This window comes from Flavobacterium sp. U410 (genome assembly GCF_053570605.1).
The window spans coordinates 32,425-48,666 of the sequence record NZ_JBSEFI010000003.1 but is presented as its reverse complement, the minus strand read 5'-3'; the positions used below and the strand labels follow the sequence as shown (position 1 = coordinate 48,666).

The 16,242-nt window shown below is 34.2% G+C and carries 18 protein-coding genes and 1 tRNA gene; 13 read left to right on the top strand and 6 right to left on the bottom strand.

Annotated features, from left to right (window positions below):
- Positions 1-111 precede the first annotated feature (111 nt).
- Together dnaJ and ACUSJC_RS03110 are read right to left on the bottom strand one after the other, a co-directional pair.
- A complete protein-coding gene (gene dnaJ, locus ACUSJC_RS03115) occupies positions 112-1,236 on the bottom strand; it encodes a molecular chaperone DnaJ (RefSeq protein ID WP_449268092.1) in 1,125 nt (374 codons plus the stop codon).
- A 76-nt stretch (positions 1,237-1,312) separates the two neighbouring features.
- Complete coding sequence (locus ACUSJC_RS03110; protein ID WP_449268091.1) at positions 1,313-1,861, bottom strand: nucleotide exchange factor GrpE; 549 nt, start codon at positions 1,859-1,861, stop codon at positions 1,313-1,315.
- 164 nt (positions 1,862-2,025) lie between these two features.
- Here ACUSJC_RS03110 and ACUSJC_RS03105 point away from each other — a divergent pair, with 164 nt between their 5' ends.
- The gene (locus ACUSJC_RS03105) at positions 2,026-2,697 is read left to right on the top strand and encodes a YceI family protein (protein WP_449268090.1); all 672 of its coding nucleotides are present in this window, start codon (positions 2,026-2,028) and stop codon (positions 2,695-2,697) included.
- A gap of 49 nt (positions 2,698-2,746) precedes the next feature.
- Here ACUSJC_RS03105 and ACUSJC_RS03100 read toward each other — a convergent pair whose 3' ends face one another.
- Positions 2,747-3,652 carry a TIGR01777 family oxidoreductase gene (locus ACUSJC_RS03100; RefSeq protein ID WP_449268089.1) on the bottom strand — a complete coding sequence of 302 codons (906 nt, stop codon included), beginning with the start codon at positions 3,650-3,652 and terminating at the stop codon, positions 2,747-2,749.
- Between the two features lie 149 nt (positions 3,653-3,801).
- Positions 3,802-4,257: a DUF4442 domain-containing protein gene (locus tag ACUSJC_RS03095; protein ID WP_449268088.1), complete on the bottom strand. Its 456-nt coding sequence runs from the start codon at positions 4,255-4,257 to the stop codon at positions 3,802-3,804.
- A gap of 155 nt (positions 4,258-4,412) precedes the next feature.
- Between ACUSJC_RS03095 and ACUSJC_RS03090 the strand changes: the two genes are divergently transcribed.
- From ACUSJC_RS03090 to ACUSJC_RS03070, 5 genes are all read left to right on the top strand, one after another.
- Entirely contained in the window at positions 4,413-4,868 is a 456-nt protein-coding gene (locus ACUSJC_RS03090) for a DUF4870 domain-containing protein (protein WP_449268087.1), read from the top strand.
- Positions 4,869-4,975: 107 nt separating this feature from the next.
- Positions 4,976-5,311 carry a PadR family transcriptional regulator gene (locus tag ACUSJC_RS03085; protein WP_449268086.1) on the top strand — a complete coding sequence of 112 codons (336 nt, stop codon included), beginning with the start codon at positions 4,976-4,978 and terminating at the stop codon, positions 5,309-5,311.
- Positions 5,312-5,317: 6 nt separating this feature from the next.
- Positions 5,318-7,009 carry a PspC domain-containing protein gene (locus ACUSJC_RS03080; protein WP_449268085.1) on the top strand — a complete coding sequence of 564 codons (1,692 nt, stop codon included), beginning with the start codon at positions 5,318-5,320 and terminating at the stop codon, positions 7,007-7,009.
- Between the two features lie 29 nt (positions 7,010-7,038).
- Positions 7,039-7,779 carry a head GIN domain-containing protein gene (locus ACUSJC_RS03075; protein ID WP_449268084.1) on the top strand — a complete coding sequence of 247 codons (741 nt, stop codon included), beginning with the start codon at positions 7,039-7,041 and terminating at the stop codon, positions 7,777-7,779.
- A gap of 161 nt (positions 7,780-7,940) precedes the next feature.
- On the top strand, positions 7,941-8,774 hold the full coding sequence (locus ACUSJC_RS03070; protein WP_449268083.1) for a GIN domain-containing protein: 834 nt from the start codon (positions 7,941-7,943) through the stop codon (positions 8,772-8,774).
- Positions 8,775-8,856: 82 nt separating this feature from the next.
- Here ACUSJC_RS03070 and trxB read toward each other — a convergent pair whose 3' ends face one another.
- Positions 8,857-9,804: a thioredoxin-disulfide reductase gene (trxB, locus tag ACUSJC_RS03065; RefSeq protein ID WP_449268082.1), complete on the bottom strand. Its 948-nt coding sequence runs from the start codon at positions 9,802-9,804 to the stop codon at positions 8,857-8,859.
- Positions 9,805-9,957: 153 nt separating this feature from the next.
- Between trxB and ACUSJC_RS03060 the strand changes: the two genes are divergently transcribed.
- From ACUSJC_RS03060 to scpA, 7 genes are all read left to right on the top strand, one after another.
- Positions 9,958-10,032, top strand: a tRNA-Pro gene (locus ACUSJC_RS03060).
- Positions 10,033-10,209: 177 nt separating this feature from the next.
- Entirely contained in the window at positions 10,210-10,818 is a 609-nt protein-coding gene (gene udk, locus ACUSJC_RS03055; protein ID WP_449268081.1) for a uridine kinase, read from the top strand.
- The gene (locus tag ACUSJC_RS03050) at positions 10,819-11,163 is read left to right on the top strand and encodes an FtsB family cell division protein (protein WP_449268080.1); all 345 of its coding nucleotides are present in this window, start codon (positions 10,819-10,821) and stop codon (positions 11,161-11,163) included.
- 21 nt (positions 11,164-11,184) lie between these two features.
- Complete coding sequence (locus ACUSJC_RS03045) at positions 11,185-12,546, top strand: methylmalonyl-CoA mutase subunit beta (protein WP_449268079.1); 1,362 nt, start codon at positions 11,185-11,187, stop codon at positions 12,544-12,546.
- A 27-nt stretch (positions 12,547-12,573) separates the two neighbouring features.
- Complete coding sequence (locus ACUSJC_RS03040; protein ID WP_449268078.1) at positions 12,574-12,807, top strand: hypothetical protein; 234 nt, start codon at positions 12,574-12,576, stop codon at positions 12,805-12,807.
- Positions 12,797-13,090, top strand: coding sequence for a type II toxin-antitoxin system RelE/ParE family toxin (locus tag ACUSJC_RS03035; protein WP_449268077.1), 294 nt, complete (start codon positions 12,797-12,799; stop codon positions 13,088-13,090). Before ACUSJC_RS03040 ends, ACUSJC_RS03035 begins: the two co-directional genes overlap by 11 nt.
- Before the next feature lie 11 nt (positions 13,091-13,101).
- The gene (gene scpA / locus ACUSJC_RS03030; protein WP_449268076.1) at positions 13,102-15,231 is read left to right on the top strand and encodes a methylmalonyl-CoA mutase; all 2,130 of its coding nucleotides are present in this window, start codon (positions 13,102-13,104) and stop codon (positions 15,229-15,231) included.
- 52 nt (positions 15,232-15,283) lie between these two features.
- On the opposite strand, the gene ACUSJC_RS03025 is transcribed toward scpA, so the two are convergent.
- Positions 15,284-16,186 (bottom strand): phytanoyl-CoA dioxygenase family protein, encoded by a 903-nt coding sequence (locus ACUSJC_RS03025; protein ID WP_449268075.1) that lies wholly within the window; start codon positions 16,184-16,186, stop codon positions 15,284-15,286.
- Positions 16,187-16,242: the final 56 nt, after the last annotated feature.

The window sequence follows — 16,242 nt, the reverse complement described above, 5'->3', positions numbered from 1 at the left end:
ATGTTACAAAAAAACCCATCCTATTTTTAGGCAGGATGGGAAAAATTGCTATGAAAAAGAAAAACTCACTTTATAATAAAGTGAGGTTCAAATGTATATATTTTTATTTAATTATGAAAACATATCTTTTACTTTTTCAAAAAAAGATTTGTCTGATTTTTCAGGTTTTGGCCTAAAATTATCGTCTTCTAACATTTTCTCAAAAAACTCTTTTTGTTCTTTATTCATGGATTTTGGTGTCCAAACATTAACATGGACTAACAAATCTCCATTCCCATAACCATTTAAACTTGGCACACCTTTACCTTTCAAACGTAAAATTTTACCCGACTGAATTCCATCTTCTAGCTTAATACGAACACGTCCGCTAACGGTTTCAATTTCTTTAGAAACACCTAAAGCAGCTTCCGGAAAACTAATATATAAGTCGTAATGTAGATTTTCGCCTTCGCGTTTTAAAAACTCATGCTCTTGTTCTTCAATAGCTACAATTAAATCGCCCGGAACACTATTACTGCCCGGAGCTTCATTTCCTTTTCCGGAAACTTTTAATTGCATTCCGTCAACAACACCAGCAGGAATTTTGATTGAAACTGTATCATCCTCCATAATCATCCCGTAAGCATCAGCTCCAGAAGGTTTATGATCCAAAATTTGTCCCGACCCTTGACAAGTCGTACAAGTCGTAGCCGTTTGCATTCTACCCAAAATGGTATTGGTGATTTTTGTAATTTGACCGGATCCCTGACACGTTGGACACGTTTTATAAGTAACGCCTTTAGCCTGAACTTTACGCTTTACTTTTACTTTCTTTTCAACGCCGTTAACAATCTCTTCAAGTGTTAGTTTCACTTTAATTCTTAGATTGCTTCCTTTCACCCTGCGTTGACCACCACCGGAAAATCCACCTCCAAATCCAGAGAATCCACCACCGAAAGCGCCTCCGAAAATATCTCCAAATTGACTAAAAATATCATCCATGTTCATGTGACCACCTCCAAAACCGCCACTACCATCAAAGGCTGCATGCCCATATTGATCGTAACGTGCTTTTTTGTCAGGGTCGCTCAAAATTTCATAGGCTTCGGCTGCCATTTTGAATTTCTCTTCCGCTTCTTTGTCACCCGGATTTTTATCAGGATGGTACTGAATTGCCTTTTTTCTGTAGGCTTTTTTAATTTCTTCTGTTGTAGAAGTTTTGGTAATTTCTAATATTTCGTAATAATCCTTTTTCATTTTACTGTTGAGATTTGAGGGTTGAAAACACAAAAACTGTCCTATCTAAGAACAGTTGTTTTTCAATCTCTAATTATTAATTTCCGATAACCACTTTTGGAAAACGAATGATTTTATCTCCCAATTTGTATCCTTTTTCAATTACGTCTACAATTTTACCTTTTAACTCTTCAGATGGTGCCGGAATTTGAGTAATAGCTTCAGCAAAATCAGCATCAAAACTATCTCCCGCTTTCACATCCACCAACTCTAATCCTTTAGAGGCTAATGTATTTTTTAGCTTTTCATGAATCAACTCCACACCTTTTACCAAAGCTTCATCTTCTGAATTTGAGATTTGCGCCCAAGCTCTGTCAAAATCATCTAAAACGGGTAACATAGCTTGTAAGACTTCTTGATTGGCAGTTTTAAATAAATCTATTCTTTCTTTGCTCGTACGTTTTTTATAATTTTCAAATTCGGCAAACAAACGCAAAAACTTATCTTTTTCTTTGGCTAAATCTTCCTCTAACTTTTCCTCAATCGTCATCTGAGGATCTTGAATCTCCTGATTTTCAATCGGATCGTTTGCTCCTCCGTTTTGAACAGCATCTTTTTCAACATTTTCAGTACCTTCTTGATTCATATGTATGTATATTATTTTTTAGACTTTTTTCTTCAAGATAGCAAATGTATTGCCAATTCCTAAAAAATGCCAAATTGACAGCTGTTTTTATTTAAACACATTCTAAATATAAAAGAAAATTATTATATTTGATGTTAAACTAATTCTAAAAACTACAATACATTATGAAAAAAATCCTTTTAAGTCTATCGCTAATAGTCTTTATTAGCTTAAACAGCTGCAAAAAAGAAGAAAAAACAGAAACAACAACCAAACCTGAATCAACTGAAGTTGCTGTTACTGAAAATTCGCTTGGTAATTATTTAGTTGACACAGCCGCTTCCTCTATCAAATGGACAGGAACTAAACCTACCGGTAAACATACCGGAACTATTGCTTTGAAAGAAGGTGGTTTTACTGTTACTGACGGAAAAATTGAGAACGGTATTTTTATCGTTGATATGACTTCTATTACTGTTACCGATTTAGAAGGTGATGATAAAGCGAAATTAGAAGGACACTTAAAAGGCTTAGGCGGAAAAGAATCGGAAGATCATTTTTTTAATACTACAAAATTCCCAACTAGCGAATTTAAAATTACAGGTGTTGAAAATGCTAACGGAGCTTATTTTGTAAAAGGAATTCTAACCATGAAAGGGATCTCTAAACCTGTAGAATTCCCTGCCGAAATTACGGTTACAGATACTGATGTAACTTTACATTCTGATCCGTTTAAAATCAACAGAACACTATGGGGTGTAAACTACGCTTCAAAATCGGTTTTTGACGACTTAAAAGATAAATTCGTAGATGATGATATTGAATTGGAAGTAAATGTAAAAGCTACCAAAAAATAACTTTTCAAGTACATATGAAACTCAAAATCCCGAAAATTTCGGGATTTTTTTATTGTAATAAACTCTGTAGTGCTTTTTCCAGATTAGCATATTTAAATTGAAATCCTTTATCTAAAATTTTTCGAGCACTTACATGTTGACTTGAATATAATAGTTCATGCATTTCTCCTAAAAGAAATTTCATTGCAATTTTAGGAATTCCCGGTAAAAATAAAGGCTTGTTTACTACTTGAGCTATAGCCTTTGTCAGTTCAGCATTGGTCACAGGATAAGGCGAAACTCCGTTGTAAATACCTTCTAATTGGTTCTCCGTTACAAATGAAAAAATGCGAACTAAATCTTTAATATGTATCCAAGACTGATACTGTTGCCCAGAGCCAAAAGGTGCTCCAATGCCCAAACGAATAGGTTTTACCATTTCTACTAACGCCCCTCCATTGCTTGCCAACACTAAACCTATACGAATATGACTCACTATAATTCCCAATTTAGTAAAATTACTTACCTCATCTTCCCATTTTGCTACAACACTACCCAAAAAACTATTATCAACTTGAGTCGTATCTTCGGTATAGATAGCTGTTTTGCTATCCGGATAAATCCCTATAGCCGAAGCAGAAACAATATGTTTTACATCAAATTGATCTTTTAATAAAGATTGATATAACAAACGAGTAGATAAAACACGGCTTTCAATAATTTCCTGTTTATAAGAAGGTGTCCATTTTTTAGAAACCGAAGCTCCTGCTAAGTGAATGATACAATCTACATTTTCAAAAGCATCTAAATCAATCTCTCCTTTTACCGGACTCCAATAAAATCCCTGATAGTTATCTTCTTTAACTAGCTTTTTTTTATTGGTGGTTAAATAATTCACTCGAATTCCTTTTTGAAGCAATAATTTGACCAACTCACCACCTATTAAACCTGTTGCTCCTGTAATTAAGACTTTCATGATTTATGATTTAACAAAAACTATTTTGTAGTTTTTGGTTTACTACAAATTTACAAAGTAACCAAGCTAATTGTATGGAAATTAACTTTTGTTAACAGATAGAACAACAATATATTATTTAAAAAATAGTATATCCATTCACGAATTTATCAGTTTCTCACCTTAATGGTCCATTCAAATTGCATTTCAGAAACCTGCTCTCCTTTTTCATTAACACCTCTTGAGGTTAACCAAACAGTTTGCCCTTCATTAGTTGCTACTGCTTTTCCAATAGCTTCTTTAATCATATTACCTTCAATACAAGTAAACGTTATTCTTCCTGTTGCCTTTTTAGTAAAAACAGCTTTATTTTGGGCTACTAACATAGAAATACTTTTCCCGCTTTGCTGAATTTGATACATTACTAATGCTCCTGTAGTAAATTCGGCAGCCATTGCCTGCACAGCAAAATACATGGAACGAAAAGGATTTTTATTAAACCATTTGTATTTTACGGTTACCACACATTTTTCAGGTTCTATCTCTTTTACTCTCACGCCACTCCAATAGGCAGAAGGCAACTTAAAGAAAGTAAATGCATTTAGTTTTGACGGTGTAAATTTCATTTGTTTTTGATTTATTTTTTGTAAAAATACAAAAAATACTATGCGTTCATACTATTTTTTAAAATGTTAATTATTTGTTAATTATTAGTACTATGCGTAACATAATACCTGCTTTTAGACTTATCTTTGTATAAGAAATTAATAGTTATAGTAAAATGACAACTTCTAACGAAAAAAACACCGCTACCCTTTTACAATTAAGTTTATTAAGTCAATACTTAATTCCTTTTGGTAATTTTATATTTCCATTATTAATATGGTCTTCAAAGAAAAACGAATCAAAATTTGTAGACACGCACGGAAAACAAGCTTTAAATTTTCAATTGAGTATTTTATTGTACACCATAATTTTTATAGCAGTTGCTATTCCAACATTCATTTATTGGTTGGTAAACCAATTACAAGCTGTAAACTTTGACGAAAACCACATTAACATTAATAGTTTGCTAACCAATCAAAATATTAGCGGTATTATAATTTTAGGCTTTGTAGCCGTTTTACTAGCGGTTATCATCAAATTATTTGAATTTTTTTTAATTATTTATGCGGCTTTTAAAGCAGCAAACGGAGAAGAAGTTTCGTATCCGTTAACCATAAAATTCATAAAATAGTACGTTTCAATCATCAATCAAATCAATCAAAAAATGAACAGTTTAATGCACACTGAAGTCCACCGAAAAACAACAAGTGGACTTCAGTTAAAAAATCAAAGAAAATTATGAATATCGAGAACACTAAAGCGCAAATGCGCAAAGGAATTCTAGAATTCTGTATCCTATCGGTCTTAAAAGAGAAAGATGCTTATACCTCAGAAATTTTAGAAACCCTTAAAGAAGCAAAGCTGCTTGTAGTAGAAGGTACCGTTTATCCACTACTGACAAGACTGAAAAACGATGGTTTACTTACCTATCGTTGGGAAGAATCAACATCGGGACCACCTAGAAAATATTACGGTTTAACCGATGAGGGAAAAGAGTTTTTAAAGGAATTAAACACTACTTGGGTAGAATTAGCAGATGCAGTAAACATCATCACTGGAAACAGTCAAAACTAAAAAGTCATGAACAAAACAATCAGTATAAATTTAGGTGGATTTTTCTTTCATATAGACGAAAATGCCTATCAAAAATTAACACGCTATTTTGATGCCGTTAAACGTTCGCTTGATCCGGAAGGCAGAGACGAAATCATTAACGATATTGAAAGCCGTATTGCCGAACTATTTCAAGAACGTTTAAAAAACGAAAATCAAGTTGTAGGCTTAACAGAAGTTGACGAGGTTATTGCCATAATGGGACAACCCGAAGATTATCGTATTGATGAAGACACCGATTACAATAAAAAATCGACTAGCTTTACCACTTCAACTTCAAAAACCAGAAGATTATACCGTGATCGCGACAATTCTATTTTAGGTGGTGTGGCTGCCGGTTTTGGTCACTATTTTGGTATTGATCCGTTATGGGTTCGTATTTTATTCATTGTTTCGCCTTTTATTAGTTTTGGTACTTCTATCCTAATTTATTTAGTATTGTGGATCTTGATTCCCGAAGCTATCACAACTTCTCAAAAACTGGAAATGCGTGGAGAACCGATTAACATTTCAAATATCGAAAAAAAAGTAAAGGAAGGAATTGGTGAAATCTCCGATAAAATCAACAGTATCGATTCTGAAAAAATCACGAATACCGCAAAATCAGGAGCGAATCAAATTGGCAGAACGATTGGTGATGTTTTTATAGCAATTTTTAAATTCTTGGCTAAATTCATTGGTGCGTTTATCATTTTCTTTTCGTCCATGGCCTTACTTGGAATTCTAATTGGCTCTGTCGTAATGATTTTTACCTCATCAATGCCAGACACTTTCATCTTCAACCATATAGAAACACCTTTTGACTTTGAAGTTCCACTTTGGATCCAAGGGATTTTATTGTTGTTCAGTGTAGGAATTCCGTTCCTAGCTTTGTTATTGTTAGGCTTGCGTTTATTGGTAACCAACATGAAACCGATTAGCAATTATTTCAAATACACACTTTTGGCAGTTTGGATTTTATCTATCATTGGTGTAACGTATTTTGGCTTAAAACAAGCTACAGCTATTGGCTACGATGGAAAATCAGTTCAAAAAGAAACTTTTTTCGTACAACCAAATGATACTTTATATGTAAAAATGAACTATAACGACTATTTTACAAAAAGTGTTTATGAACGTGAAAATGCAAAATATACGCACGATGCCAATAACAACGAAATTATCTTTTCGACTAAAGTTAGAGTTCATTTTCTAATTTCAGAAAATAATGAAGCTTATGTTCAAATAGAAAAAAGCGCAACCGGTAAATCGCATAAAGAAGCCAGAGATCGATCTGAAAAAATTGATTATCATTTTGAAATACAAAAAAATAAAATTAATTTAGACAATTATTTCACAACTGATTTTCAAAACAAATTCAGAGATCAGGAAATAAACATTTACCTCTATTTACCAAAAGGAACATACTTAAAACCAGACGAGAGTGTGCAAGATTTCGATTGGTCTGACAATGATATTTTTAATTATCATTATAGTTCCGGCGATTATATCTATCAAGTGAACGAGAAAAAAATCATGTGCTTGACTTGCCCATCTGATGAAGATGAATACAATGATATTGAGCACGATACAATTAACGAGAATGTTTCTTTAAAAATAAACAATAAAGAACTGAATATCAACGTTAAAAATGATGAGATAAACATCAAAACCAAATAAAAACAGACCACAACTATAAAACAAAAGTCATGATTAGAATCATTGTAGAATTTACAAAAGTCATAGTCCTTATTATTATAGGATTATTAATGAACTCTTGTGCCAAATTTGAATCCAACTTTCAAAGTGTAAACGGAAACGGAAACGTTGTAACGGTAAACAGAACCATTACTGAACCTTTTACGGCTATCAAAGCTAAAACAGGTTTAGAAGTCATTATAAAACAAGGAGAAGACAAAAAAGTAGTCATTGAAGCTGATGACAATTTACAAGATCATATTTTTACCGAAGTAAAAGACGGAACATTAGAGGTATATGTTGATGCCAATATCCGTAAAAGCTCAGCAAAAAAAGTATATATTACATTACCCGTCCTTACTGGCTTATCATCATCAAGCGGTGCCAGTGTGAGTTCTGCCAATACTTTTAAATGTACATCAGTAGGTTTTGATTCAAGCAGCGGAAGCAGTCTTACTTTTTCTGTAGAAGCCGAAAAAATTGATTGCGAAAGCAGTAGCGGAAGCACCATGACTCTTTCGGGAAGAACAGTTTCGTTAGATACCGATTCTTCAAGCGGAAGCAGCATGAACCTTAAAAATTTAGTAGCTCAAAATGTAGAAGCAGAATCTTCAAGCGGAAGTTCTACTACAGTAAACCCGACAGAAAGTTTAAAAGCAGATGCTTCTAGCGGTTCTTCTATCAATTATGTAACCAAACCTAAAAGTATTTCAGCCGATAAAAGTTCCGGAGGAAGTGTTAGCCAACAATAATTTTAAAAAATACAGTATTAAGAACATCGGTCTTACAGCCGATGTTTTTTTGTAAAAAAATGTTTTAGTCTTTGGTTGACAATTCTTTTTTATGTAGGTTTGTTTGCATGTGTTTTCTTTTCTGGAACACTATTTGCAAAGCTTTTTAAAATCCATTTAAAATGAAGAAATTAACACTACTTACACTATTTATTTTCAGTATAACTTTTATTCAGGCACAAAAAAAAGAAAAAGTTAAAGGTTCTAAAATCGTGACGCATACGATCAACGAAATTGAAAGTTTTGAGAATATTGAAGTAGAAGATAATTTAGAAGTATATCTGGTAAAAGGATACAAACCTTCTGTAGAAATCGAGGCCGATGACAATTTACACGATGCTATTAATTTTTCGGTTGCCGGAAATACATTGCGAGTTTCCAGTTTAAAAGACGTTTCAAGTGCAAAAAAATTCTCTATTCGTATTAACTACACCAATGATCTAAAACTAGTAGTTGCCAAAGGAGAAACAGTTATTAATGCGTTAAACGAATTGCAAGGCGAAAACGTAACGATTAAAAACTACGGCAGATCTCGTTCTTACTTAAATGTAAACTCAACCTATTTTACATTAATTCTAAATGATAAATCAGAGGCTGAATTAAATGTAAAATCTCAAAATACAACTTTAGAATTAAGTAAAAATGCTGAATTAAAAGCCTTAGTAGCTTCACCGGAATTCAAATTAGACATGTACGAGAATAGCAAAGCTAATATTGAGGGTGATGCTGCAGACGCCAAAATGAGATTAGATAACAATGCTTCGTTAATATCTGATAATTTAACACTAAAAAAATTAGAATTAACCGTTGAAGGACATGTTAAAACTCGTGTAAATGTTTTAGAAGAAATCGCTATTTCAGCTTCTGGAAAAGCAGAGATTGAACTTTATGGTCAACCTAAAATCGAAATGGTTCAGTTTACCAACAATGCTATTTTATACAAGAAAGAAAAATAATCAATACTATTTATAGTATAAAAAATCCAGCTTAAAGCTGGATTTTTTATACTATATAATAATAACTAAGATATCTCAACTCTTATTCTTGAGAAGCCAAATAACGTTCAGCATCTAAAGCTGCCATACAACCTGTTCCAGCTGCAGTAATCGCCTGACGATATACATGATCTGCAGCATCACCAGCCACAAATACTCCGGGAACATTTGTTTTTGTACTTCCGCTTTCGTTAATGATATAACCTGTTTCATCTAATTTCAGATAATCTGCAAAAATATCAGTATTAGGTTTGTGACCAATAGCGACAAAGAAACCAGTTGCAGAAATATCAAACACTTCTCCAGAAGCTCTGTTTTTAGCCTTGATTCCGGTTACTACATTTCCATCTCCTAAAACTTCTTCTGTCTCCGTATTCAATAAAATCTCAATGTTTTCTGTTTTACGAACACGTTCTTCCATAATTCTTGAAGCTCGAAATTTTTCGCTTCTTACTAACATGGTGACTTTTTTACAGATTTTAGACAAGTAATGCGCTTCTTCACAAGCACTATCTCCTGCTCCAACAATCACTACTTCCTGATTTCTATAGAAAAATCCATCACAAACAGCACAAGCTGAAACTCCTCCTCCTAACTGCAAATAATGTTGTTCTGAAGGTAATCCTAAATATTTTGCAGAAGCACCTGTAGAAATAATCACAGTATCAGCATGAATTTCTGTGGTTTCATTAACCCAAATTTTATGTGGTGCAGCCGAAAAATCAACTTTAGTCACCCATCCATCTCTAATATCTGTACCAAAACGCTTTGCTTGAGCTTGCAATTGTATCATCATGTCCGGACCTGAAATTCCATCAGGATATCCGGGAAAATTTTCTACATCATTAGTTGTTGTTAATTGTCCTCCTGGTTGCTGCCCTTGGTACAACACAGGATTCATATTAGCTCTTGCTGCATAAATAGCAGCCGTATAACCCGCAGGCCCAGAACCTATTATCAAACATTTAACTTTTTCTATTGTATCGGCCATAATTCATTTTTTTATTACGAAAGCAAATTTAAACTATTCGAAAGAAAAATTCCTTAAAATTTAATTAGAATTCGTTATGGTAAAATAAATCTATTTTATTTCTAAAAACATTTTGTAAATTAAAATTTAACCCTATATTTGCACTCACAAAATCGGGGTGTAGCGTAGCCCGGTCATCGCGCCTGGTTTGGGACCAGGAGGTCGCAGGTTCGAATCCTGCCACCCCGACCGGTAAAAAGACTTTCAGTAATGGAAGTCTTTTTTGTTTTATATTCTACTTAAAAAGTATATAATTTCCATTTTTCTCCTTAAACTATAATAATTTACCACAAAAAAATAAAAAGTGAGGCTTTATATTTTAGAAATAATTATTTTTGCTTTACATAAACAAACGAAAAACACTAAATGTTAATTATTGGTATTGCCGGCGGAACCGGTAGTGGTAAAACTACTGTAGTTCATCAAATTATGAATGAGTTACCTTCTACTGAAGTGGGTATCATTTCACAAGATTCTTATTATAAAGAAACGCATCATCTTTCGTATGAAGAAAGAACTAAGATCAATTTCGATCATCCTAGAGCTATTGATTTTGATTTATTAGTCAAACATTTAAAAGAATTAAAAGCCGGAAACACTATTGAACAACCCGTGTATTCGTTTGTAACACACGACCGTACGGATGACAGCATTGTAACTCATCCTAGAAAAGTGATGATTGTGGAAGGAATTTTAATTTTAACCAATCCTGAATTGCGTGACATGTTTGACATTAAAGTTTATGTTCATGCCGATTCTGATGAAAGGTTAATCAGACGTTTGAAAAGAGATATTGCCGAAAGAGGTAGGGATATGGAAGAGGTTTTAAATCGTTACCAAACCACTTTAAAGCCCATGCACGAACAGTTCATTGAACCTACAAAAGCTTTTGCTGACATCATCATTCCGAACGATAAATACAACACTGTTGCTATCGACGTAGTAAGAGCCGTAATTAAACAAAGAATCCGATAATTGAAAAAATTAAAAGAAATAGTCAATCGTTTTCCTTTCCTGAAATACTTAGGAAACAAATACGTTTTGGCTTCTTTTTTATTTATTCTTTGGATGATTTTTCTAGACAATTATTCTTATTTTGAACATCGCATTTTAGACAAACAAATAGAGGAACTGGAAGACAACATTAGTTATTACAAAAAAGAAATTGCCGAAGACAGCCTTAAAATAAAGAAACTAAAAAATACCGATCAGATTGAGAAATATGCTCGCGAAAAATATTACATGAAACGAGCTAACGAAGATGTTTATCTTATTGAATATGAAGATAACCAAAACCAAGAAGACGACTCTGATTTTTAATATACAAACCAAACACTAATTATGGAAAGCGAAAAACTGTTTGACGAATTCGACGTTGTTTCTTCAAAAGAATGGAAACAGAAAATTCAGTTTGAACTTAAAGGTGCCGACTACAACGAAACCCTAGTTTGGGAAAGTCCCGAAGGCATTAAAGTGAAGCCTTTTTACCATGTTGACGAATTTGAAAACAATGTAAACGTTACCACTAACGTTACCGATTTTAAAATTCTACAAAATGTTTTTGTACACAATGTTAGTAAAGCTAATGAAAAAGCAAAAAACACCTTAAATCGTGGTGCAGAAAGCATTCGTTTTTCAATTGAAAACGATACTATTTCTTTAGAAGACCTATTCGCTGATTTACCTAACGAAAACACATCGTATTCTTTTTATTTGCCTTTTATCTCAAACGATTTCGTAACTAAAATTAATGCGTTTGCAAAACAAAACAACTATCAAATCACACTATTAATTGATAGTATCGGGCAATTAGTTAAAGACGGAAATTGGTTCGAAAATTTAGAACAAGATTTTTCTAAACTCAACCAAATTGCTAAAAATAGTAGTTTATCCTTTTTAAACATTAATGCAGCAACCTATCAAAATGCGGGAGCCAATATTGTTCAGCAAATTGCATATACTTTAGCGCATGCCAACGAATATTTCAACCGCATCGAAAACATCAATACGCCAATCACTATTGAAGTTGCAGTGGGTTCTAATTATTTCTTTGAAATTGCCAAATTGAGAGCGTTGCGAATACTTTTCAACTTGTTAGCCAAAGAATACAACCATACCTTCGATTGCCAAATCATCGCAACTCCAACCAAACGAAACAAAACATTATACGATTACAACGTGAACTTGTTGCGTACCACAACCGAATGTATGTCAGCTATTTTAGGTGGAGCCAATGCAGTTAGCAATTTAGCGTATGATGCCATTTATCACAAAGACAACGAATTTGGCGATAGAATTTCAAGAAATCAGCTTTTGGTTTTAAAGAACGAAAGTTATTTTGACAAAGTCAACAATCCGGCGGATGGTGCTTATTATATTGAAACGTTGACCGAACAGTTAGCAGAAAAAGCATTGAGTTTATTCAAAGATATTGAAGCAAATGGCGGTTTCATCACACAAGTAATCGAAGGAACTATTCAACGAAAAATTGTAGAAAGCGCTCAAAAAGAACAAGAATTATTCGAAAACGGAAAAGAAATTTTATTGGGAACCAATAAATATCCGAATAAGAATGACCAAATGAAAAACGATTTGGAATTGTATCCGTTTGTGAAACAAAATCCGAGAAAAACATTGGTTACGCCAATCATCGAAAAACGTCTGGCCGAAAAAATGGAACAAGAACGATTAGCTTCAGAATAATTTTGTAACTTTCATAAAAAGAACGCCATGGAAGCCATTAGAAGATTTGTAAAAGTAAAAAATAATCAAGTAAACATCACTTTACCTGACGATTTCCATGCTGATGAAGTCGAAGTAATCATTCTTGCTAAAACGGAAGTAGATTCTGGTCTTTCACAAGAGCAAATTAAAATTTTAGACGAAAGAGTTCATGAACCGGAAAGTGAATACATAACTTCCAATGAATCTTTAGAGCAATTAAAAAAGAAATATGGATATTAAAATTCTTGTTTCTAAAAAAGCTCAACGTGAAATTGAAAATGCCATGGACTATTATTCAGAAATCAATCCAAACCTTTCGTTACGATTTTATTCTGAATTAGTAGAAGCTTATAAAAAACTTGAAATTAATCCAAATTATCAAATTAGATATAAACAGTACAGAGCAATTCCTTTAAAAGTTTTTCCCTTTATCTTGTTTTATAGCTATGAGGAAAATAACGAGACTATTAAAATTTTATCTTGTTTTCATACCTCACAAAATTCAAATAAATACCCAAAATAGTTTCAACAACTATGAGAAAAAATATACAACATTTACAATTAGTCAAAGGCGAAAAGTCAGAAGTTGTCAGCTCGAGCGGAGTTGAAAACTTCACAACTGCCGAAGGCATTGAAGTAAAACCGACTTATTCTGAAGAAGATATTCAAAATTTAGAACAAATTGGTTTTGCTGCGGGCTTTGCTCCCAATCTTCGCGGACCTTATTCTACTATGTATGTACGTCGTCCGTGGACCATTCGTCAATATGCAGGTTTTTCAACTGCCGAAGAAAGTAATGCTTTTTACAGAAGAAACTTAGCAGCCGGGCAAAAAGGTCTTTCCGTTGCTTTCGATTTAGCCACGCACCGCGGGTATGATTCTGACCACGATCGTGTAGTAGGTGATGTAGGTAAAGCCGGAGTAGCCATTGACTCGGTGGAAGATATGAAAATTCTTTTCGACCAAATTCCTTTAGGCGAAATGTCGGTTTCCATGACCATGAACGGTGCAGTGTTACCCATCATGGCTTTCTACATTGTTGCTGCAGAAGAACAAGGCGTAAAACCGGAATTACTTTCGGGAACGATCCAAAATGATATTTTAAAGGAGTTCATGGTGCGTAATACCTATATTTACCCACCTACTCCATCCATGAAAATTATTGCTGACATTTTTGAATACACCAGCAAATTCATGCCAAAATTCAACTCCATTTCCATTTCCGGTTACCACATGCAAGAAGCCGGAGCTACCGCCGATATTGAGTTGGCCTACACTCTAGCTGATGGTTTGGAATACGTAAGAACCGGATTAGCTGCCGGAATGAAAGTAGATGACTTCGCTCCTCGCCTTTCGTTTTTCTGGGCTATCGGGATGAATCATTTCATGGAAATTGCAAAAATGCGTGCCGGTCGTATGCTTTGGGCGAAATTATTGAAACAATTTGAACCAAAAGACGATAAATCATTAGCATTGCGTACGCACTGTCAAACTTCAGGTTGGAGTTTAACCGAACAAGATCCGTTTAACAATGTAGCACGTACTGCGATCGAAGCTGCCGCTGCTGCTTTTGGCGGAACACAATCATTACACACTAATGCGTTAGACGAAGCTATTGCTTTACCAACCGATTTCTCGGCTCGTATTGCTCGTAATACACAAATTTACTTGCAAGAAGAAACCAAAATTTGTAAAACGGTTGATCCTTGGGCAGGAAGTTATTATGTAGAAAGTTTAACAGCAGAAATCGCTGAAAAAGCTTGGGCTTTAATTCAAGAAGTAGAAGAATTAGGCGGAATGACCAAAGCTATTGAAGCCGGAATTCCGAAATTGCGTATTGAAGAAGCCGCTGCTCGTAAACAAGCTCGTATTGACAGTGGACAAGATATTATTGTTGGAGTAAACAAATACCGTTTAGAAAAAGAAGATCCGTTACATATTTTAGAAGTAGATAACCAAGTTGTTCGTAAACAGCAAATTGAGCGTTTGGAACAAATTAAAGCTACTCGTGACAACGTAAAAGTAGCCGAATGTTTAGCCAAATTAACAGAATGTGCAAAAACAGGAAACGGAAACTTATTAGATTTAGCAGTAGATGCAGCGCGCAACAGAGCTACTTTAGGCGAAATTAGCGATGCATTAGAAACTGTTTTCGGAAGATACAAAGCGCAAATCAGAAGTTTTAGTGGCGTGTACAGTAAAGAAATTAAAAACGACGAAAGCTTTGAAAAAGCAAAACAATTAGCAGATGCCTTTGCTGCTAAAGAAGGTCGAAGACCTCGTATTATGATTGCCAAAATGGGTCAGGACGGGCACGACCGTGGTGCAAAAGTTGTAGCTACCGGTTATGCTGATGTCGGTTTTGACGTAGACATTGGACCTTTGTTCCAAACACCGACCGAAGCAGCCAAACAAGCCGTAGAAAATGACGTTCACGTTTTAGGTGTTTCTTCCTTAGCGGCGGGACACAAAACTTTAGTTCCGCAAGTAATTGAAGAATTGAAAAAATACGGACGTGAAGACATTATGGTGATTGTGGGCGGGGTTATTCCTGCACAAGATTATCAATATTTATTTGATGCCGGTGCGGTAGCCGTTTTTGGTCCGGGAACAAAAATTAGCGATGCGGCCATTACTATTTTAGATATTTTAATGGAGGATTAAACTACTACTCTAATTGAAAAACACCAGCGTTATGCAGGTGTTTTTTTTTATTTTAAATCCACACTGTAGGTTCTTTGTAATTTTCTTCGAAATAAGTTACATATTGTACCATTCGAGGTTTTTCACCATGATTAGGTGTGGCACAATGTGGCAAAGATTGATCCCAGATGACCATATCTCCGGCTTCCCCGGTAATAGCCACAGGTTGTAAAGTTTCTACAGCATATTCTCTCGGATGTATGTTTTCCGGAACTTGTGTTAACCAATCCCCTATTTTGTGATGAAAACCCGGTACGCAATGAAAAGCACCATCCATTGAACCACAATCAGAAAGATAAATTAATCCTTGTAATCGAAACAGTATAGGTTGTTGCAAGCTTACATCCCAATGCAAACTGCTTCCTTTAAAAGAATAAGTTGACGTTACAGGAGGGTTAAAACTCACTTTATCAATAGTCTTATATATTTGTTGAGATTGATACAATTGTTCGTATGCTTTTTTGATTCGTGCTGAGGATCTGTTCTTTTCTAATATGGGATGATCGAAAAAATTAACCATCAAACCTTTTTGCATAGGATGGGATACATACCAGGAATCCGGATTATCGGGTTGCATTCCTAAAAATTCCCAAATAATGTGTTGAGTAGTCAAGCAATCTTCCTTAGCAATAGCATTTTTTAACACCAAATAGCCATTTGTCTCAAAAAATTGCAAATCACTTTCGCTCAAAACCATTTCCTGTTGATCCTCAACAGAAATAAGCGTAACTGATTTTTTGTTTATCCATTTTTCAAAATCCTCAACGGAAGGCTTATCAAAATATAAGTGGTGTAAAGCTTCGTCTAGTCCTACTCCATTCTTATACAAATACTCCATTTCCTGAGCCCAACTTGTTGTAGCTGTAGATTCTCCTTGTAAAATACGATTTCGGAATGAAGCTGATATAGGATTCATATTTTGTATTATTATGTACCTATCAAAAATATGAAATTATTATTTATTTTCTTAAA